The 25122-nt window shown below is 62.3% G+C and carries 31 protein-coding genes; 15 read left to right on the top strand and 16 right to left on the bottom strand.

Features of this window, described 5'->3' with window-relative positions; translation table 11 throughout:
• Nucleotides 1-54: 54 nt before the first annotated feature.
• Complete coding sequence (ilvC, locus tag FQV27_RS09890) at nt 55-1077, bottom strand: ketol-acid reductoisomerase (RefSeq protein ID WP_147097892.1); 1023 nt, start codon at nt 1075-1077, stop codon at nt 55-57.
• Nucleotides 1078-1207: 130 nt separating this feature from the next.
• Between ilvC and FQV27_RS09885 the strand changes: the two genes are divergently transcribed.
• Nucleotides 1208-1663, top strand: coding sequence for an Lrp/AsnC family transcriptional regulator (locus FQV27_RS09885; protein WP_147097890.1), 456 nt, complete (start codon nt 1208-1210; stop codon nt 1661-1663).
• Nucleotides 1660-2115, top strand: a complete 456-nt coding sequence (locus tag FQV27_RS09880; RefSeq protein ID WP_281290020.1) for an Lrp/AsnC family transcriptional regulator — start codon at nt 1660-1662, stop codon at nt 2113-2115. Before FQV27_RS09885 ends, FQV27_RS09880 begins: the two co-directional genes overlap by 4 nt.
• An 80-nt stretch (nt 2116-2195) precedes the next feature.
• Here the strand turns inward: FQV27_RS09880 and FQV27_RS09875 are convergent, their stop codons facing one another.
• Nucleotides 2196-3275 carry a PA0069 family radical SAM protein gene (locus tag FQV27_RS09875; protein WP_246133059.1) on the bottom strand — a complete coding sequence of 360 codons (1080 nt, stop codon included), beginning with the start codon at nt 3273-3275 and terminating at the stop codon, nt 2196-2198.
• A gap of 115 nt (nt 3276-3390) precedes the next feature.
• Between FQV27_RS09875 and FQV27_RS18875 the strand changes: the two genes are divergently transcribed.
• Entirely contained in the window at nt 3391-3558 is a 168-nt protein-coding gene (locus tag FQV27_RS18875; protein ID WP_186827273.1) for a hypothetical protein, read from the top strand.
• A 33-nt stretch (nt 3559-3591) separates the two neighbouring features.
• On the opposite strand, the gene FQV27_RS09870 is transcribed toward FQV27_RS18875, so the two are convergent.
• Nucleotides 3592-4191, bottom strand: a complete 600-nt coding sequence (locus tag FQV27_RS09870) for an HNH endonuclease (protein ID WP_147097886.1) — start codon at nt 4189-4191, stop codon at nt 3592-3594.
• Nucleotides 4192-4423: 232 nt separating this feature from the next.
• Here FQV27_RS09870 and FQV27_RS09865 point away from each other — a divergent pair, with 232 nt between their 5' ends.
• Nucleotides 4424-4981: a hypothetical protein gene (locus FQV27_RS09865; protein WP_147097884.1), complete on the top strand. Its 558-nt coding sequence runs from the start codon at nt 4424-4426 to the stop codon at nt 4979-4981.
• Here FQV27_RS09865 and FQV27_RS09860 read toward each other — a convergent pair.
• Nucleotides 4978-5640, bottom strand: a complete 663-nt coding sequence (locus tag FQV27_RS09860) for an alpha/beta hydrolase (RefSeq protein WP_147097882.1) — start codon at nt 5638-5640, stop codon at nt 4978-4980. The genes FQV27_RS09865 and FQV27_RS09860 overlap by 4 nt on opposite strands.
• Nucleotides 5641-5871: 231 nt before the next feature.
• Here FQV27_RS09860 and FQV27_RS09855 point away from each other — a divergent pair, with 231 nt between their 5' ends.
• Nucleotides 5872-6261 carry a TFIIB-type zinc ribbon-containing protein gene (locus tag FQV27_RS09855; protein ID WP_147097880.1) on the top strand — a complete coding sequence of 130 codons (390 nt, stop codon included), beginning with the start codon at nt 5872-5874 and terminating at the stop codon, nt 6259-6261.
• 160 nt (nt 6262-6421) lie between these two features.
• Here FQV27_RS09855 and purS read toward each other — a convergent pair whose 3' ends face one another.
• Nucleotides 6422-6661 (bottom strand): phosphoribosylformylglycinamidine synthase subunit PurS, encoded by a 240-nt coding sequence (purS, locus tag FQV27_RS09850; protein WP_147097878.1) that lies wholly within the window; start codon nt 6659-6661, stop codon nt 6422-6424.
• A gap of 10 nt (nt 6662-6671) precedes the next feature.
• Nucleotides 6672-7436, bottom strand: coding sequence for a phosphoribosylaminoimidazolesuccinocarboxamide synthase (gene purC, locus FQV27_RS09845; RefSeq protein WP_147097875.1), 765 nt, complete (start codon nt 7434-7436; stop codon nt 6672-6674).
• A gap of 153 nt (nt 7437-7589) precedes the next feature.
• Between purC and FQV27_RS09840 the strand changes: the two genes are divergently transcribed.
• Nucleotides 7590-7904: a DUF1476 domain-containing protein gene (locus tag FQV27_RS09840; RefSeq protein ID WP_147097873.1), complete on the top strand. Its 315-nt coding sequence runs from the start codon at nt 7590-7592 to the stop codon at nt 7902-7904.
• Nucleotides 7905-7959: 55 nt separating this feature from the next.
• Here FQV27_RS09840 and FQV27_RS09835 read toward each other — a convergent pair whose 3' ends face one another.
• The 5 genes from FQV27_RS09835 to FQV27_RS09815 all read right to left on the bottom strand — a co-directional run bounded on the left by FQV27_RS09835 (nt 7960) and on the right by FQV27_RS09815 (nt 11056).
• Nucleotides 7960-8232: a hypothetical protein gene (locus FQV27_RS09835; protein ID WP_147097872.1), complete on the bottom strand. Its 273-nt coding sequence runs from the start codon at nt 8230-8232 to the stop codon at nt 7960-7962.
• A 53-nt stretch (nt 8233-8285) separates the two neighbouring features.
• Nucleotides 8286-8816 carry a GNAT family N-acetyltransferase gene (locus FQV27_RS09830; protein ID WP_147097870.1) on the bottom strand — a complete coding sequence of 177 codons (531 nt, stop codon included), beginning with the start codon at nt 8814-8816 and terminating at the stop codon, nt 8286-8288.
• 89 nt (nt 8817-8905) lie between these two features.
• Nucleotides 8906-10123: a UbiH/UbiF family hydroxylase gene (locus tag FQV27_RS09825; protein ID WP_147097867.1), complete on the bottom strand. Its 1218-nt coding sequence runs from the start codon at nt 10121-10123 to the stop codon at nt 8906-8908.
• Between the two features lie 5 nt (nt 10124-10128).
• Nucleotides 10129-10335, bottom strand: coding sequence for a hypothetical protein (locus FQV27_RS09820; protein ID WP_147097865.1), 207 nt, complete (start codon nt 10333-10335; stop codon nt 10129-10131).
• A 58-nt stretch (nt 10336-10393) separates the two neighbouring features.
• Nucleotides 10394-11056 (bottom strand): pyrimidine 5'-nucleotidase, encoded by a 663-nt coding sequence (locus tag FQV27_RS09815; RefSeq protein ID WP_147097863.1) that lies wholly within the window; start codon nt 11054-11056, stop codon nt 10394-10396.
• A gap of 142 nt (nt 11057-11198) precedes the next feature.
• Between FQV27_RS09815 and FQV27_RS09810 the strand changes: the two genes are divergently transcribed.
• Nucleotides 11199-11822: a GntR family transcriptional regulator gene (locus FQV27_RS09810; RefSeq protein ID WP_147098158.1), complete on the top strand. Its 624-nt coding sequence runs from the start codon at nt 11199-11201 to the stop codon at nt 11820-11822.
• Nucleotides 11819-12442, top strand: coding sequence for a DNA-3-methyladenine glycosylase family protein (locus FQV27_RS09805; protein ID WP_147097861.1), 624 nt, complete (start codon nt 11819-11821; stop codon nt 12440-12442). Before FQV27_RS09810 ends, FQV27_RS09805 begins: the two co-directional genes overlap by 4 nt.
• 50 nt (nt 12443-12492) lie before the next feature.
• On the opposite strand, the gene FQV27_RS09800 is transcribed toward FQV27_RS09805, so the two are convergent.
• A complete protein-coding gene (locus FQV27_RS09800; protein WP_246133058.1) occupies nt 12493-14541 on the bottom strand; it encodes an OmpA family protein in 2049 nt (682 codons plus the stop codon).
• A 162-nt stretch (nt 14542-14703) separates the two neighbouring features.
• On the opposite strand from FQV27_RS09800, the gene FQV27_RS09795 reads away from it, so the two are divergent.
• A complete protein-coding gene (locus FQV27_RS09795) occupies nt 14704-15912 on the top strand; it encodes an acyl-CoA dehydrogenase (RefSeq protein WP_147097859.1) in 1209 nt (402 codons plus the stop codon).
• 89 nt (nt 15913-16001) lie between these two features.
• Here the strand turns inward: FQV27_RS09795 and FQV27_RS09790 are convergent, their stop codons facing one another.
• The 3 genes from FQV27_RS09790 to FQV27_RS09780 form a co-directional block, all read right to left on the bottom strand.
• On the bottom strand, nt 16002-17051 hold the full coding sequence (locus tag FQV27_RS09790; RefSeq protein WP_147097857.1) for an acyltransferase family protein: 1050 nt from the start codon (nt 17049-17051) through the stop codon (nt 16002-16004).
• Nucleotides 17052-17235: 184 nt separating this feature from the next.
• The gene (locus FQV27_RS09785) at nt 17236-18096 is read right to left on the bottom strand and encodes a ferredoxin--NADP reductase (protein ID WP_147097855.1); all 861 of its coding nucleotides are present in this window, start codon (nt 18094-18096) and stop codon (nt 17236-17238) included.
• Nucleotides 18097-18323: 227 nt separating this feature from the next.
• On the bottom strand, nt 18324-18788 hold the full coding sequence (locus FQV27_RS09780; RefSeq protein WP_147097853.1) for an Rrf2 family transcriptional regulator: 465 nt from the start codon (nt 18786-18788) through the stop codon (nt 18324-18326).
• A gap of 190 nt (nt 18789-18978) precedes the next feature.
• Between FQV27_RS09780 and FQV27_RS09775 the strand changes: the two genes are divergently transcribed.
• The 4 genes from FQV27_RS09775 (at nt 18979) to FQV27_RS09760 (ending at nt 21474) form a co-directional block, all read left to right on the top strand.
• Nucleotides 18979-19638, top strand: coding sequence for an alpha/beta hydrolase (locus tag FQV27_RS09775; RefSeq protein WP_147097851.1), 660 nt, complete (start codon nt 18979-18981; stop codon nt 19636-19638).
• A gap of 159 nt (nt 19639-19797) precedes the next feature.
• Nucleotides 19798-20229 carry a PepSY domain-containing protein gene (locus FQV27_RS09770; protein WP_147097849.1) on the top strand — a complete coding sequence of 144 codons (432 nt, stop codon included), beginning with the start codon at nt 19798-19800 and terminating at the stop codon, nt 20227-20229.
• A 109-nt stretch (nt 20230-20338) separates the two neighbouring features.
• A complete protein-coding gene (locus FQV27_RS09765) occupies nt 20339-20938 on the top strand; it encodes an HD domain-containing protein (protein ID WP_147097847.1) in 600 nt (199 codons plus the stop codon).
• Between the two features lie 56 nt (nt 20939-20994).
• The gene (locus tag FQV27_RS09760; protein WP_147097845.1) at nt 20995-21474 is read left to right on the top strand and encodes a hypothetical protein; all 480 of its coding nucleotides are present in this window, start codon (nt 20995-20997) and stop codon (nt 21472-21474) included.
• On the opposite strand, the gene FQV27_RS09755 is transcribed toward FQV27_RS09760, so the two are convergent.
• Nucleotides 21471-22319 carry an SGNH/GDSL hydrolase family protein gene (locus tag FQV27_RS09755; protein ID WP_147097843.1) on the bottom strand — a complete coding sequence of 283 codons (849 nt, stop codon included), beginning with the start codon at nt 22317-22319 and terminating at the stop codon, nt 21471-21473. The two genes, FQV27_RS09760 and FQV27_RS09755, sit on opposite strands and share 4 nt — an antisense overlap.
• Nucleotides 22320-22519: 200 nt before the next feature.
• Here FQV27_RS09755 and FQV27_RS09750 point away from each other — a divergent pair, with 200 nt between their 5' ends.
• Both FQV27_RS09750 and purQ read left to right on the top strand, forming a co-directional pair.
• Nucleotides 22520-23731, top strand: coding sequence for an NADP-dependent isocitrate dehydrogenase (locus FQV27_RS09750; RefSeq protein WP_147097841.1), 1212 nt, complete (start codon nt 22520-22522; stop codon nt 23729-23731).
• A gap of 648 nt (nt 23732-24379) precedes the next feature.
• Complete coding sequence (gene purQ, locus FQV27_RS09745; protein WP_147097839.1) at nt 24380-25048, top strand: phosphoribosylformylglycinamidine synthase subunit PurQ; 669 nt, start codon at nt 24380-24382, stop codon at nt 25046-25048.
• The last annotated feature ends 74 nt before the right edge of the window (nt 25049-25122 follow it).

The raw sequence follows: 25122 nt of genomic DNA, 5'->3' as shown, positions 1-25122 counted from the left end.
AAAAAACCGGGGCGCACTGCGCCCCGGCTGTACTCACTGGTTCGATGGTGCGCGTCAGTTGCGCGCCTTATCCACCATCTTGCCCTTGCTGATCCAGGGCATCATCTCGCGCAGCTTCGCGCCGACCTGCTCGATCTGGTGTTCGTCATTGATGCGGCGGGTCGCCTTGAAGGACGGCTGGCCGACATTGTTTTCCTGCATGAAGTCGCGGACGAACTTGCCGTTCTGAATGTCGGTCAGAACCTCTTTCATGCGCTTCTTGGTTTCCTCGTAAGGCAGGATGCGCGGGCCGGACACATATTCGCCGTATTCGGCGGTGTTCGAAATCGAGTAGTTCATGTTCGCGATGCCGCCTTCATAGATCAGGTCGACGATCAGCTTCACCTCGTGCAGGCACTCGAAATAGGCCATCTCGGGTTCGTAACCGGCCTCGACCAGCGTTTCGAAGCCCATGCGGATCAGTTCGACAAGACCGCCGCACAGCACGGCTTGTTCGCCGAACAGATCGGTTTCGCATTCTTCGCGGAAGTTGGTTTCGATGATGCCCGAACGCCCGCCGCCGATGGCCGAGCAATAGGACAGGCCCAGATCCATGGCTTTGCCCGAGGCGTCCTGATGGACCGCGACCAGGCAGGGCACGCCGCCGCCTTTCAGATATTCGCCGCGCACGGTGTGGCCGGGGCCTTTCGGGGCCATCATGATCACGTCAACGCCGGGCTTCGGCTCGATCAGGCCGAAATGCACGTTCAAACCGTGGGCGAAGGCGATCGCCGCGCCTTCGCGCAGGTTGTCATGGACGTATTTCTTGTAGGTTTCGGCCTGCAATTCGTCGGGCATGGTGAACATGATCAGGTCCGCCCATTTGGCGGCCTCGGCGATTTCCATCACCTGAAGGCCCTCGGCTTCGGCCTTTGCCTTCGAGGGCGAACCTTCGCGCAGCGCGACGACGACGTTCTTGGCACCGGAATCGCGCAGGTTCAGCGCGTGGGCGTGACCCTGTGAGCCATAGCCCAGAATGGCAATCTTCTTGTCCTTGATCAGGTTAACGTCGCAATCGCGGTCATAGTAAACGCGCATGTCAGCGGTCCTTTCAGTTATCTGTGGCAGACTAATACGAAACTTCTCGCTGGTGATCTCTGCAATCTTCGCAGAAAATAGACTATGATTGATGAAATCATGCCCTATACAGAGAATTATTGAAATAATCATGCCCAACGCGACAGACCGCCGAATCCTACGCCAGCTTCTGGCCGATCCCGACCAGCCCGCGACACGGCTGGCTGAACGGGCCGGCGTCACCGGCGCAACCCTTTCGCGGCGGCTGGAAAAGATGCGGTCAACCGGCACGATCGTCGGCCAGCAGGCGCGGATCGACTGGCGCAAGCTGGGATATGAGGTGGAGGTCAGCCTGCGCTTCACCTTGGACAAAACCAATCCGCGCGCCTTCGACGAATTCACCGCCGCCGCCCGAGAGGTGCCAGAGGTGATCGAGATCCAGACCTTTCTGGGCAGCGTCGATTTCCGCCTGTCGGTCATCGCCCGTGACATGGCGCATTGGCAGGAAGTCTATCGCACCCGCATCCTGACCCTGCCAAATGTGGAAACCAGCGACGCGCTGATGCTGATATCGACCATCAAGAACAGCGTGGAGCTGCCGCTGTGACGCCGGACGAAACCGATCTGGCGATCCTGCGGTTGCTGTCGCGGGACGCAGGCATGGGGGCCGCCGAAATAGGGCGGGCGCTCGATATGACCCAGCCCGCGACGTGGCGGCGGATCAAACGGCTTCAGGATGCGGGGATCATTGCCGGCCGCAGGATAGAACTGGACAATGCAGCACTGGGTTTCGGCGTGACCGTGTTTCTGGGCATCCGCCTTGCAACCAAGGGCCGCACCAGCCTTGAGGAGTTCGAACGCGCCGTCACGGCCATCCCCGAGGTGCAGCTGGTCCAGCACGTCCTTGGCCAGTTCGATTACCGACTGCGCATCGTGGCGCGCGACATTGCCGATTTCGAACGCATCCTGCGGCGTCGGATCATGACCCTGCCGGGTCTGGGACAGGTTGAAGCCAACGTGATGTTATCAGAAGAACGCAGGCCCGGACCGCTTGGCTGACCGTTGACGATAGGGGCGCGTTAATCGACATGCTGGCGCGGATGTCGCAAAGCAGCAATCTGCTGTCGCTGGCCTCGGCTCTAAAACAGCGATAACTGGTCGCCCGAGCGCGGCGGGGGGCCGAAGCGAGAGCAATCCAGCGGCGGCGTTGTCTCGCTGTAACCCAGCCGCCGCTTTGCCAGCCGGAACCGTTTCATCATCAGTTCAGCCTCGATCCCCTCGCCGCGCATCCTGCTGCCGAAGCGTGGGTCGTTGTCGCGCCCGCCGCGCATCGCCTGAACACGGTTCATGACATGTGCGGCCTTCCCCGGCTCGTGGCGGTCAAGCCAGTCGCGAAACAGGGGCGCCACCTCCAACGGCAGGCGCAGGGGGATCATGCTTGCATTGGTCGCACCGGCGTCGCGTGCCGCGTCAAGGATACGTTCGATCTCGGGCTCGGTCAGGACAGGGATCACGGGGGCGACCATGACGCGGACCTGAATGCCGGCGGCCGCCATGTCACGGATCATGCGCAGGCGCGTCGCCGGGGCGGGCGCGCGGGGTTCCATCCGCCGTGCCAGACCAGCATCCAGCGTGGTGATCGACACGCCCACATGCACAAGCTGCCGCGCCGCCATGGCCGCGATCAGGGGCAGATCGCGCAGCACTGTCTGTCCGCGGGTCACAAGGCTGGCAGGGTGGTTCCAGTCCAGCAACACCTGCCACAGATCCGGCATGATGCGCCGCTTCGCCTCGACCGGCTGGTAGGGGTCGGTATTGGTCCCGAACGCAATCGGGGCGCAGCGATAGGACGGCTTCGCAATCTCTGCCGCAAGCAGCTTCGCCGCGTTGGGTTTCGCGGTGATCTTCGTTTCGAAGTCCAGCCCCGGCGAAAGTCCCCAATAGGCATGGCTCGGACGGGCGAAGCAATAGATGCAGCCGTGTTCGCAGCCGCGATACGGGTTGATCGAACGGTCAAACGGCACATCCGGCGATCGGTTGCGGCTGATGATGCTGCGCGGATTTTCCTCTGTCACCTCGGTGCGCAGCAGTTGCGATTCTTCGGGAATATCCCAGCCGTCATGCTCTCGAACCGGGGTCAGTCTGTCATAACGATTCGCCGGACGCGTGTCTGCGCCGCGCGCTTTCAGCATTTCATCGGGGTTTCGGGGCGGAAGCATGCCCACTGTATAGAACATAAAGGGAACATAGTCCATAATCTGCCGCAATTCCCCTGCAGGTCTTTCCATTCCCGGACCCGCATCCCATATTGGGTAGGTAAGGGAGGATGCGAGAATGCCGCTTCCACAATTTTTGCTGCTCATGGCCGCTGTGATCCTTGCGGCCGCCGCGACACTTTGGGTCAGTCTGGCTAATGGGGTGCCCTTCGTGGCGCTCGCTTTGGCGGCGCTGATTGCGGCAGGTCTGGTGCATTTCAGCCGCCGCGACAATCAGCAGCACTGACGGGCGGCGCGGGCCGGCATCAGCGACGACAGATCAGCTTTCCAGTTCTGCATCCCAATACAGAAAATCCATCCACGTCTCATGCAGGTGGTTCGGCGGGAATCGCCGCCCCATGGCCAGCATGTCTTCCGCCGAAGGCTGCGTCGGCGCGCGGCGCAGGCGCAGGCCCGAATGTCTGAGCGAGCGGTTGGCCTTGCGCAAATTGCAGGGCGAGCAGGCCGCGACGACATTCTGCCAGCTTGTGACGCCACCACGTGATCGCGGCACGACATGGTCGAAGGTCAGATCGCCCCTGGAGCCACAGTACTGGCATTCGAATCCGTCCCGCAGAAAAAGATTGAAGCGCGTGAATGCCACGCGCTTCTGGGGTTTGACATAATCTTTCAGAACCACGACCGAGGGAATTCGGAACGCCTGCCTTTGACTGTGAACGAATTCATCATATTCGGCGATGATGCTCACGCGGTCGAGGAAAACCGCCTTGATCGCCTCCTGCCACGGCCAGAGCGACAGCGGATAATAGGAAAGCGGCCGGAAATCCGCATTCAGCACAAGTGCAGGAAAGTGCTTCAGCGCCGCCGGTTCGCGTACGAACTGCGTCCTGAACTCTGCATGGTGGTGGTCGTCGAGCATCCGCAACCCCGTCCTGCCGACCTTTTGAAGGTTCGCCTGATCCCGACTATATATCGGGGTCGCGATCAGACAAGCCCCAGAATATGGATAGGTCCTAGCGCGGCCGTGTAACGTCGGCATGACATCACATCCTGTCGCGGAACATCGCGCGAATTAACGCAATTTTAGGGATAATCCGCTCGGCACGAGGGCGTCCGCGGCGCTAGGCTGGATGCATCTGTCGGAGGTTTCGATGACACGCCTTGATCCGCTGACGCAGTCAGTCACAGCACCAGTGCAGCAAGCACCTGGCCGGCCAGTTCAGGCACCGGCAAGCAGTGTTCCACCTGCCGAACCGTTGACCCGCTTCGTTGCGGCGGTTGACCGCGCACAAGATCTTACAACACTGGAAGCCGGTTACGCTGCAGTTCGTTTGCGCGGGCGCCTGACGAACAATCTGCAGGGGCTGTCGGAGCTTGATATGCGGCTGTCAGGCGCGGCCGAGGGACTACGCGGCACACAGGCTGCGCATGCGCCTTCTGATGGCGAGGAAGCCACGAAGGCGCGGATCGCGGAACTTCGTGGCGCTGCCTCGGCGCTGAATGTGGCGATCAGTGGGGCGCGTTCGGACGTGGCATCCGTGCTGCGGCAGATGCAGGGCGAACTGCTTGCCGCGATGGAGGCGCTGGAAACGGGCAGCAGCGGCAAGCGAAGCCCGCTACATGAGGGATCGGCCGCCGGCACGTCAGGCAATGGCGAGTTGCTGGTGCGGCAGGCAGCGGCGCTTCGCGCCCGTGCAGCCCGCCTTTAGCGCGCGGGCGGCAGCCTTTCGCTTAGAAATTGCAGCGCCACGCCCAGCCCGTCGGGCGAAATGCCATGCCCGGTCCCTTTCATGACATGGGTGAAGGTTTCGAACCCAGCCTTGTCAAGCGCGTCGGCGGCCAGACCAAGGTCGGCAAAGGGCACCATCGGGTCCTGATCGCCATGCAGCAACAGAACCGGAGGCTTTGATTTCGCCTCGGATTCAAGAAGTTCCGGCACCAGCAAACGACCCGAAAAGCCGACGATGCAGGCGACCGGCTTGTCGCGGCGCGGCAGCACATGAAGCGCCATCATCGTCCCTTGCGAGAAGCCGACAACAGCAAGCTGATCGGGCGTAATCCCTTCATCGGCAAGCACTTTGTCCAGAAACGCGTTGATGTCATCTATCGACAACGCCATCGATGCGCGTGCCTGCTCCTCGGTTGAACCGTCAAGCCAGGGGATCGGAAACCATTGATAACCGAAGGGATTATTCGCACACCGCTCTGGCGCGTCAGGGGCGTAGAAGGCTGTGCCGGGCAGGTGCGGGCCAAGCGCATCGGCGAGCCCGAGCAGATCCGCTCCGTCAGCGCCGTAGCCATGCAGGAAGACGACTGCGCGGCTTGCATCCTTGGGGCCTTTGCGTTCGGACTTCAGGGCGCGGGCCATTCTGGACCTCCGTTCGTATGGGTTCGCGCGGATTGTTACGCTTTGCGCGCCCCCACCACAACCGGATTGGATAGCCCCTTTTCACGGGGCAGGCGCGTCGCCCTATGTCATCTGCCCCGTGGCAACACGGCGGCAAAATGCCTGCCGGCCCGGACCGCAAAACCCGTGGGTTGAGATCGGTCGCCGCGTTCTTATCTGATCAGTAACACCGACCGAGCCGAGGAGCCCGCAATGAAATGTCCCGTCGATAACGAAACGCTGTTGATGACCCAACGAGACGGTGTCGAGATTGACTATTGCCCGAAATGCCGGGGCGTCTGGCTGGATCGCGGCGAACTGGACAAGATCATTGATCGCAGCGCCGCGACGTCTGCACCGCCGGTCCGGCTGGCGGAGCCCGCCGGCCAGCCCGCTGCGCCGCGCCCTGTTGACCCGTCGCTTGATCCCTATGCCGAGCGACCGCACACGCAGCGATATGACAGCCGTGACGACCGCAGAGACGGCCGCCGCGATGATCGCCGTGACCGGCGACGCTACGACGATGATGATGACGACGAATACAGGTATCGCGGAAAGCGCAAGAAGCGCGAAAGCTTCCTGAGCGAACTGTTCGACTTCTAGAACTAGTCGGCGTTTTCGCCCGTGCTGCAGCCAGTCTCGGGATCACCGCATGGCTTTCGCGGCCCGCGCGATCCTGACCTGAACGCTGCAGCCTCACCCCCGAAAGCCAGGGCGCGGGGCGGTGCCATATGCACCGCGCCGCCTCGCAGGTCAGCAGCGATCAGACGATCTCGACCGAATATTTCTCGATCACGGTATTGGCCAGCAGGGTTTCGCACATGCGCTTGACCTCGGTTTCGGCGGCACCGGCGTCGGTGGCGGCAAGATCCAGTTCGATGACCTTGCCCTGACGGACGCCGTCCACACCCTTGTGGCCAAGGCCTGCCAGCGCGTGGCGGATCGCTTCGCCCTGAGGGTCAAGGACGCCGTCTTTCAGCATGATGGTCACACGGGCTTTCATCGGACAGTCCTTAGTTTATCAGGGTCGGTTTGTTCATCGGCGTCGCATTGGCGGGCATCAGGCCAAGGCGGCGGGCGACTTCGGTATAGGCGTCGGTCAGGCTGCCCAGATCGCGGCGGAACACGTCCTTGTCCAGCTTCTGGCCGGTTTTCACGTCCCACAGCCGGCAGCTGTCCGGGCTGATTTCATCGGCCACGATCAGACGCATGAAGTCGCCGTCCCAGATGCGCCCGATTTCGATCTTGAAGTCGACCAGCTTGATGCCGACGCCGAAGAACACGCCCGACAGGAAGTCGTTCACCCGCAGCGCCAGGCTGACAATATCGTCCAGATCCTGCTGGCTGGCCCAGCCAAAAGCGATGACATATTCCTCGGACACCATCGGATCGCCCAGCTCATCGTTCTTGAACGAATATTCGACGATCGGGCGCGGCAGCTGCGTGCCCTCTTCCAGCCCCAGACGCTTGGACAGCGAACCTGCGGCGAAGTTGCGCACGATGACTTCCAGCGGGATGATTTCGACCTGACGGATCAACTGTTCGCGCATGTTGATGCGGCGGATGAAGTGGTTCGGCACCCCGATATTCGTCAGCCCCTGCATGAAGAATTCCGACAGGCGGTTGTTCAGCACGCCCTTGCCTTCGATGGTGGCTTTCTTCTGGGCGTTGAAGGCGGTGGCATCGTCCTTGAAATACTGGACCAGCGTCCCCGGCTCGGTGCCTTCGTACAGGATCTTCGCCTTGCCTTCGTAGATCTTCTTGCGCCGGGGTGCCATGGGATGCGCCGTCCTTTCAGGGCCGGGATGGGTATGGACCGGCTATAGGCGCAAAGCGGGCGCGCTTCAATACTGGCAAGGGATGCGGCGATACAGGCTTGTGATATAATGGCGCTATGGCCATATGGGTTCAGATGATTTCAGGAGACGTGAATGACCACCTTTGACGACCGTGAACGCTCTTACGAGGCGAAGTTTGCCCGTGATGCAGACCTGCAGTTCAAGGCCGAGGCGCGCCGGAACCGCCTTCTGGGCGAGTGGGCGGCGGAAGTGTTGGGCAAGTCGGGCGAGGATGCCAAGGCTTATGCCCTGACCGTCGTGACCAGCGATTTCGAAGAGCCGGGCGATGAAGACGTTTTCCGCAAGGTCGCCGCCGATCTGGAAGGCAAGGCCGACGAGGCGACGATCCGCGCCAAGATGGCCGAGCTGGTGGCCGTTGCGCGCAAGCAGTTGATCGACGAAGCCTGACCTTCGCCCGAAATTTCGAAGCCCGGCCGGAACGCCGGGCTTTTCCTTTGGCGCATCAGCCGCGCGGATGCGTATAGCCCAGCACCCGGCCTGATCCATCGACCGTGCAGCGGTGCAGGCGATTGCCGTCGCGGGTTTCGATTGTGGCAATGCCGACTGACGCGCCCACCCATCGCGGAGCGACCTCGGTCACCGGACGATTGATATGGGCTGCGATGACGCGGGCGCAGGCAGTTTCCTGCATCTGGCGCGGATCGGTTGCCGCAGGCTCTGCCTCCATACAGGCGGCAAGCGGCATTATCAGCAGAAACGGCAGGGCAAGGCGCATCGCAGGGCTCCGGCAATCTGACCCTGCCATCATCGCGCGGCCGGAAGTTCGGATCAATCCCCGTGCGGTGCTGTCGCGTCCGGGTCGCTGCGCTCGTCCAGCATCAGTTGCAGAAAGGCGAGGTCCAGCCAGCGGCCGAATTTGGTGCCGACCTGCGGCAGAAGCCCGGTCTGCCTGAACCCCAGCTTCTCGTGCAGGCGGATCGAGGCAGTATTTCCTGCCTCGATTCCGGCGACCATGACATGCTTGCCAAGTCCGCGAGCGCGGTCCAGCAGCGCCAGCATCAGTGCCTTGCCGATCCCGCCGCCCTGACAGTCGGTGCGCACATAAACGGAATGTTCGACCGTGTGGCGATAGCCGTCAAAGGCGCGCCAATCCCCGAAAGAAGCATAGCCCAGCACTGTACCGTCGCGGGACGCAACCAGAACCGGGTAGCCCGCGCGATGCCTGTCGGCCAGCCAGGCGGCACGGTTCGCGAGGTCCGTCTCGCGTTCGTTCCAGATCGCCGTCGTCTCGTTGACGGCCTGATTGTAGATCGCCGTGATCTCGGGCAGGTCGGCTTCTGTGGCGTCGCGGATATCCATGGCCGGTCTTTCTGTTGGGACACAGCGCGACGTTTCGCGAAGCTTTGTGCGGCGGTCAAGATGCGTTGTCAGGTCACGCGCGACGGCGTTCAGGCCACGTCGTCCCGGCCGCTGACGCCAAGCCCCAGCCGCATCATCATCCGACGCACCGGGCTGATACCGTAAATCGCGCCAAGGCCAGCCGCGCGGAGATCGCGCAGCGGACGCGAGCCGATCATCGAAGCGCGGTTCAGAAGGTCGATCCCGCTCAGGCGCAGACGCGCATCGGTCCAGCGGAGGCGCTGGAATTCGTCAAGACTCTCGCGGCTACCGGGCTCGTGCCGGGACAGATCCAGAAGCAGGGCGAGATCGGCGAGGCTCATGTTCAGGCCCTGCGCACCGATGGGCGGCAGGACATGCGCGGCCTCGGCGATCAGGGCGGTGCGCGGGCCGGTGAAACGCTCTGCCAACTGGCTGATGATTGGCCAGGAGGTCAGGCGGGTCGCGGGCGTCAAATGGCCCAGAACGCCGGTCGAGCGTTCGTTCAGCGCCTCCTCGAACTGGTCGGGTTCAAGCGCCATGAGGCGCGCGATCTCGGGGCCGCGATCCATCCACACGACGGCGGATGAGGGCTTGCCGTCGCGTTCGGGCAGCGGGACCAGCGTGAATGGCCCGCCCGAGCGGTGAATCTCGGTCGAGACATTCTGGTGGGGACGCTCATGTGTGACAGCAAAGGCGAGCGCCTTCTGGCCGTAGCGTGTTGTCCTGGCACCGATGCCGAGCGCGCGTCGCACAACGCTGTCGCGGCCATCGGCGCCGATCACCAGCTTCGCGGCGATCCGGCTGTGATCTGACAGCGTCACGATCGCCTCGTCAGTGCGGGCGGTCAGCCCGGTCGTCGCGGTGCCGGGCAGGAAGCGGACATTCGCCATACCGTTCAGCCGCGCCAGCAATTCCCGCCTCAGCAGCCAGTTCGGCAGGTTCCAGCCGAACGGCGCATCGGAAATATCGGCGGCATCGAAATCGCGGGTCAGGCGCGCTTCGGGTGCTGCCCCGCCCGCATCGATGATGCGCATGATCTGCAGCGGCGTCGCATGGGGTGCGAGAGCCTCCCAGACACCGGCGCGCTTCAGCACCTTGACCGAAGGTTGCAGGAAGGCGGTGCTGCGCAGATCGGACCCCGTCGCGGCTTCATCGGTCACCGGGGGCATCGGATCGACCATGATGACCTGATGCCCTTCCGCGCCGAAGGCCGCAGCCGCGATCAAGCCTGCAATGCCACCGCCTGAAACCAGGATATCGGTTTCGTCTGCGCCCCCGGCTGTCATCGCCGTCAGTTTCCGGCCATGATCGTCAGCAGCGCCGCAAATGTCAGGGCAGTGCCGATCAGGCCGAGGATGCCAAGCGCGGGCAGTCCGAAAAGCGCCACCATGGCCGCACAAACCGCCAGCAGAACCACCACCGCCATCAGAAGCCGCGCAGCAAGTGCGTTTTCGGACCGGCTGGCCTGCGGGTCGTCGGTCAAAGCGTTCTGGGACATTGTCGCCTCCTTCAAAGACGCCTGTCAGATTGCCAGAGCCCGCCGGCCCAGACAACCGTCATGGCAGGGCACGAAGGAAGCCGGCAAGGTCGGCGGTCCGATGCTGGACATGCGGGCCGTGGTCGTGATCTGCGGCAAGCTGATCGGGACCAAGGCGCCCTGCGCCGACAAGAACCGTTTGCATTCCGAGGCTTGCGGGCACGGCAAGGTTGCGCGGATCATCTTCGAACATCGCGGATGTCGCCGGGTCTATGCCAAGTGTCTCGATCACTGCGGCATATGCGCGCGCATCAGGCTTGGGGTGAAAGCCCACCTCCTCAATCCCGATGACTGCCTCGAACGGACCAAGGCGACACTGTTCCAGAACCTTCGCCGCATAGGCGGAATCAGCATTCGTATGGATGATCTTGCGACCCGGCAGCGCGGTGATCGCATCGGCAAGCGCGGGGTTCGGGTCCAGAACCGAAAAGTCGATATCGTGGACATCCAGCAGATAGGCGTGCGGGTCGATATCGTGTTCCGCCATCAGCCCGGCCAGTGTCGTGCCGTAATCGCGCCAGTAATGCATGCGCAGCCGGTCGGCTTCTGCGGCCTCGACACCCAGATGCCGGGCGACATGGGCCGTCATCCGCTTCTCGATCTGCGCGAAAAGCGCTGCCTCGGGCGGATAGAGCGTATTGTCGAGATCGAAGATCCAGGTGGTGACATGATCGAAGGACATGGCGTGGTGATAAGGCGACCGGCACGGGGGTGCAATGGTCCGGCGTCATTGCAGCCCGGAACCGGCGACCATCGCCAATGTCCGAATTGAACGCCCGGTCTTCGCGCTTGCAATCGGGCGCGGCTTCGCGGCTACTGTCGCCATGAAAGACGCCTATTCACTGATCGTCGACGCCATTGACAGCGGCACCTACAAGCCCGGCGACCGGCTTGTCGAATCCGAACTCGCCGACCGTTTCGGGGTTTCTCGCACGCCGGTGCGCGAGGCGCTGCAAAGGCTTGAAACCCAATCCATGGTCAAGCGGGACGGCCGCAGCCTGATCGTGGCGACGCTGGATCACAACCAGCTTTCCGAGCTTTACACCGTCAGAACCGAGCTGGAGGCACTGGCCGCCCGACTGGCTGCGCGCCACGCAACCCCGGAAGAGCTGCGGGTTCTTCAGGCGATGATCGACGATGACATGAAGGCGCTGGATGATCCCGAGGCGCTGGCCCGCTCCAACAGGCGGTTTCATCACCAGATCCACCTTGCCTCGCATAACCGCTATCTGATTCAGCAGCTTGACGTGGTCCATCGCAATATGGCGCTCATGGCAAGAACGTCGCTGGCGGTCGAAGGCCGCCCAAAGGTCGCGTTGGGCGAGCATCAGGCGATTGTCGATGCGCTGAAATCCGGTGATGGTGCGGCGGCGGAAACCGCGCTGAGGGCGCATATCTCGAAAGCGTTCGAGACGCGGCTTCGCGAGGATGCAAGGCGCGATCGTTGAGGATCATCGAAAGCGATGCCGATCTGGACGAGGGCCGCCACCACCTGACCGCGATCTGCCCGGTCTGGGCAGGTGCGTTGCCAGAACTGGCACTGCCGCTGCGGCGGCGCCCGGACGGCTTCACGGCGATCCTTGATGCGATCATCGGACAGCAGATTTCGATTGCCGCTGCTGCCGCGATCATGGCGCGGCTTCAGGCGGCGGGGCTGACCGAACCCGCAGCGATCCGCGCAGGCGGAGAGGAGGCCTTGCGGGCCTGCGGTGTTTCGCGTCCGAAGATCCGCTATCTGCTTGGGATTGTTGGTCAGGAACCCGATTGGCATCGCCTTCGCCACGCCCCGGATGCAGAGGTGATCGAGACATTGACGGCGCTTCCGGGCATCGGTCAGTGGACCGCAGAAATCTATCTGGCATTTGCACTGGGCCGCACGGATGCCTTCCCAGCGGGCGATCTGGCGTTGCAGGAAGCCGCGCGCCTGCTTTACCGGCTGGATGCGCGGCCCGACCCAAAAACGCTGGTTGAGATCGCAGAGCCCTGGCGCCCCTGGCGTTCGGTCGCGGCGCGCGCGCTTTGGGCCTATTACCGACTGGCAAAGGGTCGCGAAGGCGTCGGCGGCTAGGTCGGAAAAGGCCCGGTCGAGTGCCGGGCCTTTCCTTGACTGCGGGGTTGTTATTGCGCCGATGCCAGAAGGTCGGTGATCCGCCGCACCGACGCGCGGCGGTTGTCACGCTCGGAATCGAGAGTGGGGACCTTAAGATATTCTTCACCATATCCCTGCACCACAAGGTTTTCCGGCGGCACGTCGAAATATTCCGAAAGCGCCAGAGCCACTGACTCCGCCCGGCGGTCCGAAAGGGCGAGGTTGAATGCCGCGCCGCCTACGGCGTCGGTATGGCCTTCGATCAGGAAAATCTCGCGCGGGTTGTCGCGGATCGCGCCTTCCAGAACCGTCCCGAGCGTGGCGAGCTGGCGTGCCTGATCGGGGTTGATCGCTGCCGATCCGCTGTCGAAGGTGATCGCGTCAATATCGACGGGCGCGACGAGGTTGCGCACCTGCGGGATCGAACGGATCTGGTTCAGGGTGAAGCGGCGGTTGACTGCCGCCTCGCGGGCAAGCGCCTCGCGCAGGGCGGCCTCGGTCGTGGGCGCGGCGGCATCGCTGGTCTGCGGGGCAGCGGGCAGTTCCGCGACCTCAACCGGCGGCACCTCGACGGATTCGTCGATCAGCACCGTTTCGGTGCCGTCGCGCGCGACATGGATGCGGCGCAGGACCGACAGATCGGCCGCACGGATCGTGATGATCTGCGATCCATCCTGCCGCGTCACGACAGTCCGGGACGAGCCGTCGCTGTAATTCTCGGTCTGGACCTCGCTGCCGGGCTGCCGCAGCAGCATGTTGTCGTCTTTCAGCACCTGCTGGCTGCCGTCGTTGCGGGTAACGACGACGCGATCGCCGGTGTTAAGTGCCACCTGTCCGTTGTTCTTCAGAACCTGTCCGACCGCCAAAGCGCCAAGTCCTGCAAGCGCTATCTTCGCCAGATCACTGCCACCGTCATCCTTCTTGTCCTGCGACTGAGCGGCGGCGCGCTGGATTGCGTCGGCGATGCGTGTCTCGAAGTCCTGATCCGAACGCCGGACGTCTTCGGCATTCACACGCTCGCGCACCGTCTGGCCCTCGCTCTGGCCATTTCCGTTGAGCGCGGCGGCGTCGGGCCGGCCACCCGCTGCCGCTTCGCGCGCGGCCTCGGTGTTGGAGCCGCGGGCCCGCAGGCGGCCGTCTTCGCCGACGATATATTGCTGCTTGTCCATGCCCGCGAGAATGATGCGGCCGTCGCGCGCAATTTCGGCGCTGACGCCTTCGGGGCTGACCAATGTCACGCCCTCGGCGCAGGGCCGCTTGCGGCCGTCAAGACAAAGCAGCCCGTCGGCGTTCAGCCCGCCCGCGATTTCCTGCATCAGCAGCCGGTTCAGCAGCGGCATGTTCGCGGCGCGGCGCGATTGCAAGCTGCCCGCCTGATCGTTGGGAATGCGTGCCTCGCGATCGGCAAAGCTGTCCTTCACGATGGTGCGGGTCTGCGGCTTCGGCGCGCCCTTGTTCTGGTTCTTGCGCTCTGCCTCGGCAAGTCGGCGCGCAAGGTCGTCGCGGCGGCGGCGATCTGCGTCATTGGCGTCGCCACCCTCGTTGCCGGTCAGTTTGCGCAAGATTTCTTTCTCGTCAGAGCCGATGCCCATGATCTGCTCTTCCTTGCTGCGCTCGGGCGTCTTTGCGACCTTGGCGGGCGGCTTCGCCGGCGTATTCGTCACCGCTGCGGCGCGTCGGCGCACCTGATCCAGCCGTCCCTCGGCAAGCGGGCGCAGCGGCGTATCGCGCACGATGGGCTTTCCGTTTTCATACCGGTAGGCCTGCTGAACGTTCGGCGCGAGGATCATCTCGCCCGCTTCGCTCATCTGGATCGCAACACCGGCGGGGGTAATCAGCGGCATGCTGTTGTCGCACGGACGGGGCGAGCCATCGAGGCAGCGCAGGTCAGATGTCTTTAACCCCGCCCGTCGTTCCGCTTGCAGCATTCCGAACACGCCCGGCATGCCGTCGGCGCGTCTCGCGCCTTCGGCTTTCGCGACCCCGTTGGGCACCACCATCTCGGCTTGGGCGGGGCTGAGCAGCCCAAGGCAAAGCAGGGCGGTCAGTGCGGTCTGACTGGCATTCAGGCGGTTCATGGTGGTCGTGTCTCCCCAGGCGGTTCGGTTCCGAATGTAAACCGCCCGTTCCGCGCTTCGTTCCAAAAAACTGCGTGACTACAATGTGAACGGCTCGGAAAGCTTGCGCGACGCCCTTGGTCGTCCTATCCCCTTTGCAACGCGATGGTAGGGAGAACGGCGATGGCACTGAAACCGAAGGACTCACCCGATCTTGGCCGCTTCGACTGGGAGGACCCGTTCCGCCTGGACGAACAGCTGACCGAGGAAGAGCGCGCGATCAGGGATGCCGCCCGCGCCTATGCGCAGGACAAGCTGCAACCCCGCGTCATCGACGCCTATCGCGACGAAAACACCGACCCGGCGATCTTTCGCGAAATGGGCGATATGGGCCTGCTTGGTGTGACCGTCCCGGAAGAATATGGCGGGATCGGCGCGTCATATGTCGCCTATGGCCTTGTCGCGCGCGAGGTAGAGCGTGTGGACAGCGGCTATCGGTCGATGATGTCGGTGCAGTCATCGCTGGTGATGTATCCGATCTATGCCTATGGGTCGGAAGAACAGCGGCAGAAATACCTGCCGAAACTGGCATCGGGCGAATGGATCGGCTGTTTCGGTCTGACCGAACCCGATGCGGGTTCCGACCCCGCGGGCATGAAGACGCGGGCGAAGAAGACGGCGAACGGCTATGTGCTGAACGGATCGAAGATGTGGATCTCGAATTCGCCGATCGCCGATGTCTTCGTGGTCTGGGCCAAGTCCGAGGAACATGGCGGAAAGATCCGTGGCTTCGTGCTGGAGAAGGGCATGAAGGGCCTTTCCGCGCCGAAGATCGGTGGAAAGCTTTCGCTGCGCGCCTCGATCACGGGCGAGATCGTGATGGACAATGTCGAGGTGGGCGAAGACGCGCTGCTGCCGAATGTCGAAGGCTTGAAGGGGCCGTTCGGATGCCTGAACAGGGCGCGCTACGGGATCAGTTGGGGCGCTTTGGGCGCTGCCGAATTTTGCCTGCATGCCGCGCGGCAATACGGGCTTGACCGCCACCAGTTCGGCAAGCCGCTGGCGCAGACGCAGTTGCACCAGTTGAAGCTCGCCAACATGATGACCGAAATCGCGCTGGGCATGCAGGGCAGTCTGCGCGTCGGTCGTCTTCTGGACGAGGCGAAGGCAGCACCCGAGATGATCTCGATCATCAAGCGCAACAATTGCGGCAAGGCGCTGGAAATCGCCCGCTGGGCCCGCGACATGCATGGCGGCAACGGCATTTCCGAGGAATTTCAGGTTATGCGCCACATGGTGAACCTGGAAACGGTGAACACCTATGAAGGCACACATGACGTTCACGCGCTGATCCTCGGTCGCGCGATCACGGGCTTGCAGGCGTTTTTCTGAGGGATTGCACCGAAAGGGTGGGGCTCTCTGTGCACAAGGATATTCGTGCCAGAGCGAAGGCAGTGCCTCGCTCCGGCACGAAATAGCCCCTATGCGGGCTGGGCTGCGGGCTTGCGTTTCCACAATCGCAGCAGCGGCTTTTCGATCAGCAGATACAGGACATAGCCCGCCAGCACGCAGATCAGCGTCGCGGCCCAGACATAGGCCCATGGATGCGCGCCCGCCGGGTCCAGCTTCGTCCAGATGATCTTGACCACGGCCAGCGTGAACGGGTGCGACAGATACAGCGTATAGGAACTGTCGCCGCCCACCTTGGCGATCCCGCTGAGCGCACCGCTGAGCCTTCCGGGCAGAAAGAAGATGAACGCAGATGCGAAGAAGGCGCTGGGGATGCCCAGCCGGATCAGGCGGCTGTCCGATCCCTGCAGCAGCCAATAGGCGATAAAGGCCAGTGCCACGAAGCCTGCGAAAAGAATCAGGTTGGGTTTGTGGCCGGCCTCCAGATACAGCCGGGCAAGGATGACGCCGATCAGGAATTCCAGAATGATCGGGCGGCCCCAGAACAGCACCGGACCGCTGCTCGTGACTGCCCAAAGTGTCACGAAGCCAAGGATCAGCGCGCTGAGAACGCCGAAGCCCAGCCTGCGCGGGAAGAGCAGCGCGATAGCAAACAGGGCGTAGAAGAACATCTCGTAATTCAGCGTCCAGCCGAGCGCGAGGACCGGCGTGTATTGCCCGATCATGTTCGGATAGGGGTAGAAAATGAATGATGACAGCACCATCAGCGGGCTGGCATCGGGGTTGTTCAGCTTGTCGGGCAGCAGCCAGATCGCGGCCAGCATCCCCAGCGTATAAAGCCAGTAAAGCGGCACCACGCGCTGGAAGCGCTTGATCAGGAACAGCTTCGCCCCCCCCGGTTGCCCGAACAGGTGCGAACTGGACAGCCACATCACGAAGCCGCTGATGATGAAGAAAATATCGACGCCGATGCCGAAATCGAAGGGGATGTGATGAAAGCCCTCGACGGTCTGGCCGGCCTCGGCCTGCGCATGTTCGAAGACCACCGCGGCGGCGGCGATGGCGCGCAGCAATTGCACGCTGACCAAATGCGGGGTGCCTGTCTGGGCTGTCGAGGGCATAAGTGTCCCATCCTGAAAACGGCGTCAGAGCGCTTGCATAAGGCCGGTCCGGGCCGTCACGGTGACGCAAAATCGTTAATCTGCTCCGGCGGCACCTAACAGGTCAGATGCCGGAAGTTAACAGACCCGCCCGGACGGACCGGACGGGTCGGCTTTTCTTTGCCGAGCGGCAGCGCGTTCGTGGTCAGACGCCGTCGCCCACGAAGGCCTTTTCCACCACGAATTCCTTGGGTTCGGAATTCGCGCCCTCGCGCAGGCCAAAGCCTTCCAGCACCGCTTTCACATCGACGTTGAACGCGAGACTGCCGCAGATCATGGCACGGTCTTCCTCGGCGTTGATGCCCGGCAGACCCAGATCGGCAAAGACCTTGCCGGTGGTCATGTTATCGGTGATCCGGCCCATCAGCGGCGAGTCTTCGCGCGTGGTGGTCGGGTAATACTGCAGACGCTCGTGGAAATCAGCGCCATACATCTCTGCCAGAAGCGGGTCTTCGCGAAGGTTTTCAACAAGCTCGCGGCCATAGTTCAGCTCATCCGCGGTGCGGCAGGTATGCATCATGATGACCTGCTCATAGCGCTCATATGTCTCGGGGTCGCGCATCAGGCTGGCGAAAGGGGCAAGGCCGGTGCCAGTTGCCAGAAACCACAGCCGCTTGCCGGGCAGCAATGCGTCCAGCACCAGCGTGCCGACGGGCTTCGGGCGCAGGATGATCTGGTCGCCTTCCTTGATATGCTGCAGCTTCGAGGTCAGCGGCCCGTCCGGCACCTTGATCGAATAGAATTCCAGTTCCTCGTCCCAGTTCGGCGAGGCGATGGAATATGCGCGCAGGATCGGCTTGCCGTTATCGCCGGGCAGCCCGATCATCACGAACTCTCCCGAACGGAAGCGCAGGCTGGCAGGCCGCGTGACGCGGAAGGAAAACAGGCTATCGGTCCAGTGCTTCACCGCCGTGACGGTCTGCGCATCAGGCAGCGTCGGCTTTTCGCGGTTCGGCGAAACATTCTGGGCGGGGGCGGCGTCGGTCACGGCGATATCCAGTGTCATCTGCGGTCCTGCGTCATCTATGCCAATGTGGCGCGTCGGTGAAGTCCGGCACGGGGCGCTCTGTTGCCCAGCCAAACCGATTCACCCGCAGATATAGAATATTTTCCGTCTGCGCGTCAGGGGATCGCCCTGAATAAGAACGTCATGTGATGGTCGCGGGCATCGTCTGGGATATTATTTCGATTCCGGCACAACGCTGCGGCTGACTTGCCGTCGCACGACCGCGATCAGGACTGATCGTCCACGACCGACAGGATATCGGGCACCGCAGGGCAGGGCAGCAGCTTGTTATGGGCCACATCGGCAAGCGTCGCGTTGTGCAGAAACACATAGACATGCGCCGAAAGGCTTTGCCACAGCCGGTTCGACAGCGTCTGCGCACGCGATCCCGATACCGCGCCCGATGCGCCGGCCCCGATATGCAGCGCGCTGACGGTTTCATCGACGGCGGACAGCACCTCGGCGACGCGGATTTCAGTGGCGGGACGTGCCAGGCGATAGCCGCCACCCGGCCCGCGCGCCGATTCGACCAGCCCGGCCCGGCGCAGGCGCACGAAAAGCTGTTCCAGATACGGAAGCGAGACGTCCTGCCGTTCCGCGATATCGGCAAGCGACGTCAACTGGTCTTCGGGTTGCAGGGCCAGATCGACCAGAGCCACCATTCCGTAGCGGCCCTTGGTGGAAAGTTTCATGCGACACTCCCTTGTCACCGGCGCGTCATAAGACAGCGCTGCCTGTAATTGTTGACGAGCGCGTCGGGCATGGGCTAATCCCGCTGCGTTCCGGTGGCTCTTGTGCAGGCCGGTCATGGCCCACATCTACTGGGCTTGGAATAGTTGTCGCCCCTGCTTGCGTCAAGAAAACCGTTTTGCGAAGGACCCCATGCCTGAATTGATTTTTGCCGGTCCCGATGGCCGCCTTGAGGGCCGCTATCACGCCCAGCCCAAGCCCGATGCTCCGATCGCGATCATCCTGCATCCGCATCCGCAATATGGCGGCACGATGAACAATCGCGTCGTCTATAACTTGCATTACGCCTTTCACAAGATCGGCTTCACGGTGATGCGCTTCAATTTCCGGGGCGTGGGCCGCAGTCAGGGAGAGTTCGATCAGGGTATCGGCGAATTGTCCGATGCGGCGGCGGCGCTGGATTATCTTCAGGCCATGAACCCCAATTCCAAGCATTGCTGGGTGGCCGGGTTCAGCTTCGGGGCGTGGATCGGGATGCAGCTTCTGATGCGCCGTCCCGAGATTACCGGCTTCATCAGCGTCGCCCCGCAGGCGAACCTGTATGATTTCAGCTTCCTTGCGCCTTGCCCTGCCTCTGGCCTGATCATCAATGGGGCAGCCGACCGGGTTGCGCCGCCGAAGGATACCGAAGGGCTGGTCGCCAAGCTGCGAGAGCAGAAGGGCATCACCATCAGTCACGAAGTGATCGAGGGCGCGGACCACTTTTTCCGCGACGACGAAGCCCATATGAAGCCGATGATCGACAATGTGCAGGGCTATGTGCGCCGCCGCCTGACCGAGGGCACGCGCTAGGGCGGATCGCCGCCGATCATTTCGGCGCGCATGGCTGATCTATGCCCAAATCGGCAAATCGCCCGGCCTCCCTCTGACGTGAGTTGAGCGTGGCCGGGCGATCGGGTTCCTTCGCATCTGACCGGCGCGGATGACCGTGTCGGAACGAAGGAGAAAGACATGCATCATAAGTTCAACCTGGCCGTTCTGGCCACCGCACTGGCATTCGGTTCGGTTCCGGCCTTTGCCGAGGTGACTGCAGAGCAGGTCACGCAATCGCTGGAAGGGCAGGGCTATACCAGCATCGAGGTCGCGGCGCCCGCCAATGGCCAGATTGTCGCGCGTGGAACCAATGCCGACGGCGTCGCCGTCGATGTGGTTTATGACAGCGAGACGGGACAGGTCGTGTCAGCCGAAGCCGCAGATGCGGCTGCATCATCCGGCGCTGCGACGGGCGCAGCCGCTACAGACGACGGGTCTGCCATGACCGGCAGCGACACCGGCGCAGCGAGCAGCGACACAGGCGCCGCAAGTAGCGATATGGGGGCGACTGGCAGCGATGCCGGGGCCGCCAATGCCGAGGACGCGGCGAATACCGCAACCTCTGGCTGAGAGCGGAAGGGGGCGCTTGCGCCCCCTTTTCGTTACGCGGTCGCCAAAGCCGGAGGCTGGCGGTTTTTACGTTGAAGCGCTAAACCCCTTGGTATGATGGGGGAAGCAGATGTCGCAGACGGAGCTTGACCGGCAATTCGCCTTTCTGGCCGAAGCCGACAAACTGAAATCGGTCGAACGCGCGAACACGCTGATCGACCTGTCGCGCCGCGAAAACAGTGCCGAGCATAGCTGGCATCTCGCGCTTTACGCGTTGGTGCTGGAAGGGCAGGCGGGCGAGGGCGTCGATATAAGCCGCGTCATCCGCATGCTGATCCTGCACGATCTGGTCGAAATCGACGTGGGCGATGTGCCGCTGCACTCGGCGGATGGTCAGGCACATGATGCACCCGAAATACATGCAGCAGAGGCCGCAGCCGCCCGGCGTCTGTTCGGGATGCTGCCCGCTTCACAGGGACAGGCGTTTCTGGCGCTGTGGGAAGAGTTCGAGGCGGCAGAGACACCCGACGCGGTTTTCGCCAAGTCGCTTGACCGGACCCAGCCGCTGATCCAGAACCTCGCATCGGACGGGATCGGATGGGCCGAATACGGCGTGACCTGCCAGCATATCGAGGACCGCGTTGGCGCCAGGATCGCGCGCGGAATGCCTGCCGTCTGGGCCGAGTTGGAACGCAGGGTGCGTTCGTTCTTCAATGCGGTTGACCCGTGATAGGCGCAGGTCGATCAGGTGCAGCGACGACTGCCCCCGGCCTTGGGGACCTGATCGTGCTGACCATCCTCAGGTTGCTGGTGATGACGCTGGCCTATGTGCTGGTGATGATCGCGCTGGGCGTGTTCACCGGCGGGTACGGGAGTCCGACGGATGGCGACTATCTACGCTATGCATTCCAGGTGGCTATCTATGCGCCGTTCGTCGTCATCATGCTGGCGACGATAGGCTTCTGGTCGCATGCAATGCCGCCGCTGCTGGCGTGGGTGCTTATGCGGGATACCTGCGGCAAGCCGGTCGCGGCATTGGGCGTTATCGTCGTCGCGCTGTATTTCGGAGAGCAGGCTGCGTTGAACAGAAACTTTACCGCAATGCCCGGATATACCGGCCGTGCGATAGATAATGGCCTGCCAACGATCCATTTTTACATCGGTTATCTGATCGAGACCGCCCTGACGATCATCGTCTATGAACTGCTGACACAATGGTGGCAGCGTCGGGCGGCACGACGGGTTGCGCCGCCCGAAAAAGGTTAGCGGGCCTGATAGGCCTTGACGGTCTCTTCCGCGACCTGCTGCAGGAAGGCCGCATCTTCTGCGGGCAGGCGGCCGAAATAGTCGTATTCCAGCCCGACCGGGTTCTTGCCGTAAAGCGTCGCATAGGTCACGGCAGAGGCCAGATAGGTGCCGGCCAGCGTCGGGTGGCTGTGGTCGAAGTCCTGCTGCAGCTCAAGCTCTGGGCGCTGGCGCTTCGCCTCGGCAAAGGCGAGGCCGACCGGGATCACGGTGGCACCGATCTCCGCACCGGTATCGGTATACAGCTTGTCCAGCTTTTCCGTGCCATCCGGGGTATAATCCTCGTGCCCTTCGGCATAGGCGTGGGTCATGTAAAGCGCTGTTTTTGCCCCGGTCGCCTTGATCTTTTCGTCCATCGCCACGACCGCGTCGTGAAAGCGCGTGCTGCGCGCCTCGGTTTCGGCGGCGGCGCTGTTGCCTTGCAGGATGACCAGATCGAAAGGTTCGTCATATCCGATCGCGCCGGGCGTCAGATAGTGGTCGATCGGGTGCATATCCAGCGAGCCGCCGGAAATGGTGATCGAGCGGTAATCGAGGTCGTCAATGTCGATACCGCTGGCCTCGCCCGCCATGCGGCGCGTGTGATTGTGCAGGCTGTCATTATAGTAAAAATAGCTGTTGCCGATGAACAGGATCTGCTTCGGCGCATCGGCATCCGTTTCAGTGCTGTCCGCGCTGGCATCAGCGGACGTAGCCTCGGGCTCGGCCGGCGTCGTCGCCGTATCAGCCGTTTGCGACCACGCGGGCGCGGCAATGGACAGGCCCGCCGTTATGGCAAGGGCGGCGGTAAAATTCGAAAACTGCATCATCAATCTCCTCCTCAATGACCGGCGATGCGGCTTGCCGGGCAAGATCGCAGGGGCCGGAGCCCAACTATGAGGCGGGTCGGGTGGGCCAGCAAGCCCGGTGCTGTCCCGTTCGGTATGCGATAGCATGCCGCCTTCCGTTCGGGAACGTTAAGCGCTATACCCTCGGCCAAAGCGAAATCCATCCGAAGGGAGCCCCCATGTCGAAGATCAAGGTAGAAAACCCCGTTGTCGAGCTCGACGGCGACGAGATGACCCGGATCATCTGGGACTTCATCAAGAAAAAGCTGATCCTGCCCTACCTGGATATCGACCTGAAATATTACGATCTGGGCATCGAGGAGCGTGACCGCACCGACGACCAGATAACCGTGGATGCGGCGAATGCGATCAAGCAATACGGCGTCGGCGTGAAATGCGCGACCATCACCCCGGACGAGGCGCGTGTCGAGGAATTTGGCCTGAAGAAGATGTGGCGCAGCCCCAACGGCACCATCCGCAACATCCTTGGCGGCGTGATCTTCCGCGAGCCGATCATCGCGCGCAACGTGCCGCGTCTGGTTCCGCACTGGACGAAACCGATCATCGTCGGCCGCCATGCGTTCGGCGACCAGTATCGCGCCACCGATTTCAAATTCCCCGGCAAGGGCAAGCTTACCATCAAGTTCGTCGGTGAGGATGGCGAGACCATCGAACATGAGGTCTTCCAGGCGCCCGAGGCCGGCGTGGCGATGGCCATGTACAACCTCGACCCGTCAATCGTCGATTTTGCCCGCGCGTCGATGAACTATGCATTACAGCGCAACTATCCGCTGTATCTGTCGACGAAGAACACGATCATGAAGGCCTATGACGGGCGCTTCAAGGACATCTTCCAGCAGGTGTTTGATGAGGAGTTCGCCGACAAGTTCAAGGAAGCCGGGATCACCTATGAGCACCGCCTGATCGACGACATGGTGGCGTCGTCGCTGAAGTGGAATGGCGGCTATGTCTGGGCCTGCAAGAACTATGACGGCGATGTGCAGTCGGACACGGTTGCGCAGGGCTTCGGCTCGCTGGGGCTGATGACCTCGGTTCTGATGACGCCCGATGGACAAACGGTCGAGGCAGAAGCCGCCCACGGCACCGTCACCCGCCACTACCGCGAGCATCAGAAGGGCAACGAAACCTCGACCAACTCGATCGCGTCCATCTATGCTTGGACAGGCGGTCTGAAGCACCGCGCCAAGCTGGACAATAACGAGGCGCTGATGAACTTCGCCACGACGCTGGAAAAGGTCACGGTGCAGGCCGTCGAGGACGGTTACATGACGAAAGACCTCGCGCTGCTGGTCGGCCCGGAACAGAAATGGCTTTCGACCATGGGCTATCTGGAAAAAGTGGACGAATATCTGAACAAGGCACTCGCCTGATCTGCATCCTTTGAAGAAAGGCCGGGCAGCTTCGCCCGGCCTTTCGCATTCCGAATCACGGATATTCTTCCCCGGATGATTCGCTCGGCGAATAATTGGACTTCTTTCTTCCGGTTTCGGACGAAAAATGACCAAAAACCTGTTTGGACGCCAGATAATGGCAGAGGTGCTGCCATTTCTACCGCGAGGCGCTGAACGCTGTTCACGCGGGGTTGAGCCAGACTGAGGCGATCATAATCGAAGCGCTGGGTCAGGTCAGTTAAGCTGACATATCCAGGGCCTCGCGCTGGGAAATGGGTCGATTGCCCTCGCGATAGCTGGCACATTCGATCAGTCAGATTGCCGTTTTCTCACTGTTGGATAAATCACACAGTCGCGAAGTTGACCGTGCGTAAATTTGACCGAAAGGTCAAGTTTCGTGAGTCGTTTGTAAATAACTTCCGTAGTATATTCGATGCATGGGCAAAAAGGCGCCGGCCCAGTATAGGGGCGCTCTGGTGGTCCTGGGTTTCCAGGGAATCTGCCGGGGCGCCCCAAGCATTTGTCTATGCAAGAATACGGAAGCCTTCGGAGCGATGCCGGGCGCTTTTCAACAGTGCAGTTTTGGGCTAAAGGCAGCGCATCCCGAAATCGAGCGGAGCCTGCGCCATGAAAGCTGCGGTCATCACATTCCCCGGTTCAAATTGCGACCGCGATCTGCGTGTCGCGCTGCGCGAGGCTGGGGCAGATGTCGTGTCCGTCTGGCACAAGGATGACACGCTTCCGGATGGGACGGATCTTGTCGCCGTGCCCGGCGGCTTTTCTTATGGCGATTATTTGCGCTGCGGGGCGATTGCCGCGCAGTCGCCGATTGCCGCGGCGATCCGCGCGCATGCCGGACGCGGCGGGTATGTTCTGGGCGTCTGCAACGGATTTCAGGTGCTGACCGAACTGGGCCTGCTGCCCGGCGCGCTGATGCGCAATGCCGGGCTCACCTTTATCGCCCGCCCGGTTTCGCTGAAAGTCGCGACCGCGGACAGCATTTTCACCGCCGGGTATGAGGCAGGCGAAGTTCTGCAGGTTCCCGTCGCCCATCACGATGGGAATTATCAGATTGATGCTGACGGGCTGACCGCGCTTGAGGATCAGGACCGGATCGCGTTTCGCTATGCGCCGGCGATAAACGGATCGGTCGGTGACGTCGCCGGCGTGCTGTCGGAAAATCGCCGTGTGCTGGGCATGATGCCGCACCCGGAACGGGCGGTGGACGCGCGCCACGGCGGCACGGATGGCAAGGCAATGTTCGCGTCGCTGGCCGAGGGACTGATCCCTGCGTGAGCGCTACGCTTGGCATGTGGCGCGGCCTTGCTTAGATTGTCTCAATTGGCAATCGCGGTGGAAAGCGCTTCTTG

Source organism: Paracoccus aurantiacus, from assembly GCF_007993065.1.
GTDB classification, from domain to species: domain Bacteria; phylum Pseudomonadota; class Alphaproteobacteria; order Rhodobacterales; family Rhodobacteraceae; genus Paracoccus; species Paracoccus aurantiacus.
This window is presented reverse-complemented; position numbering and strand designations above follow the sequence as displayed.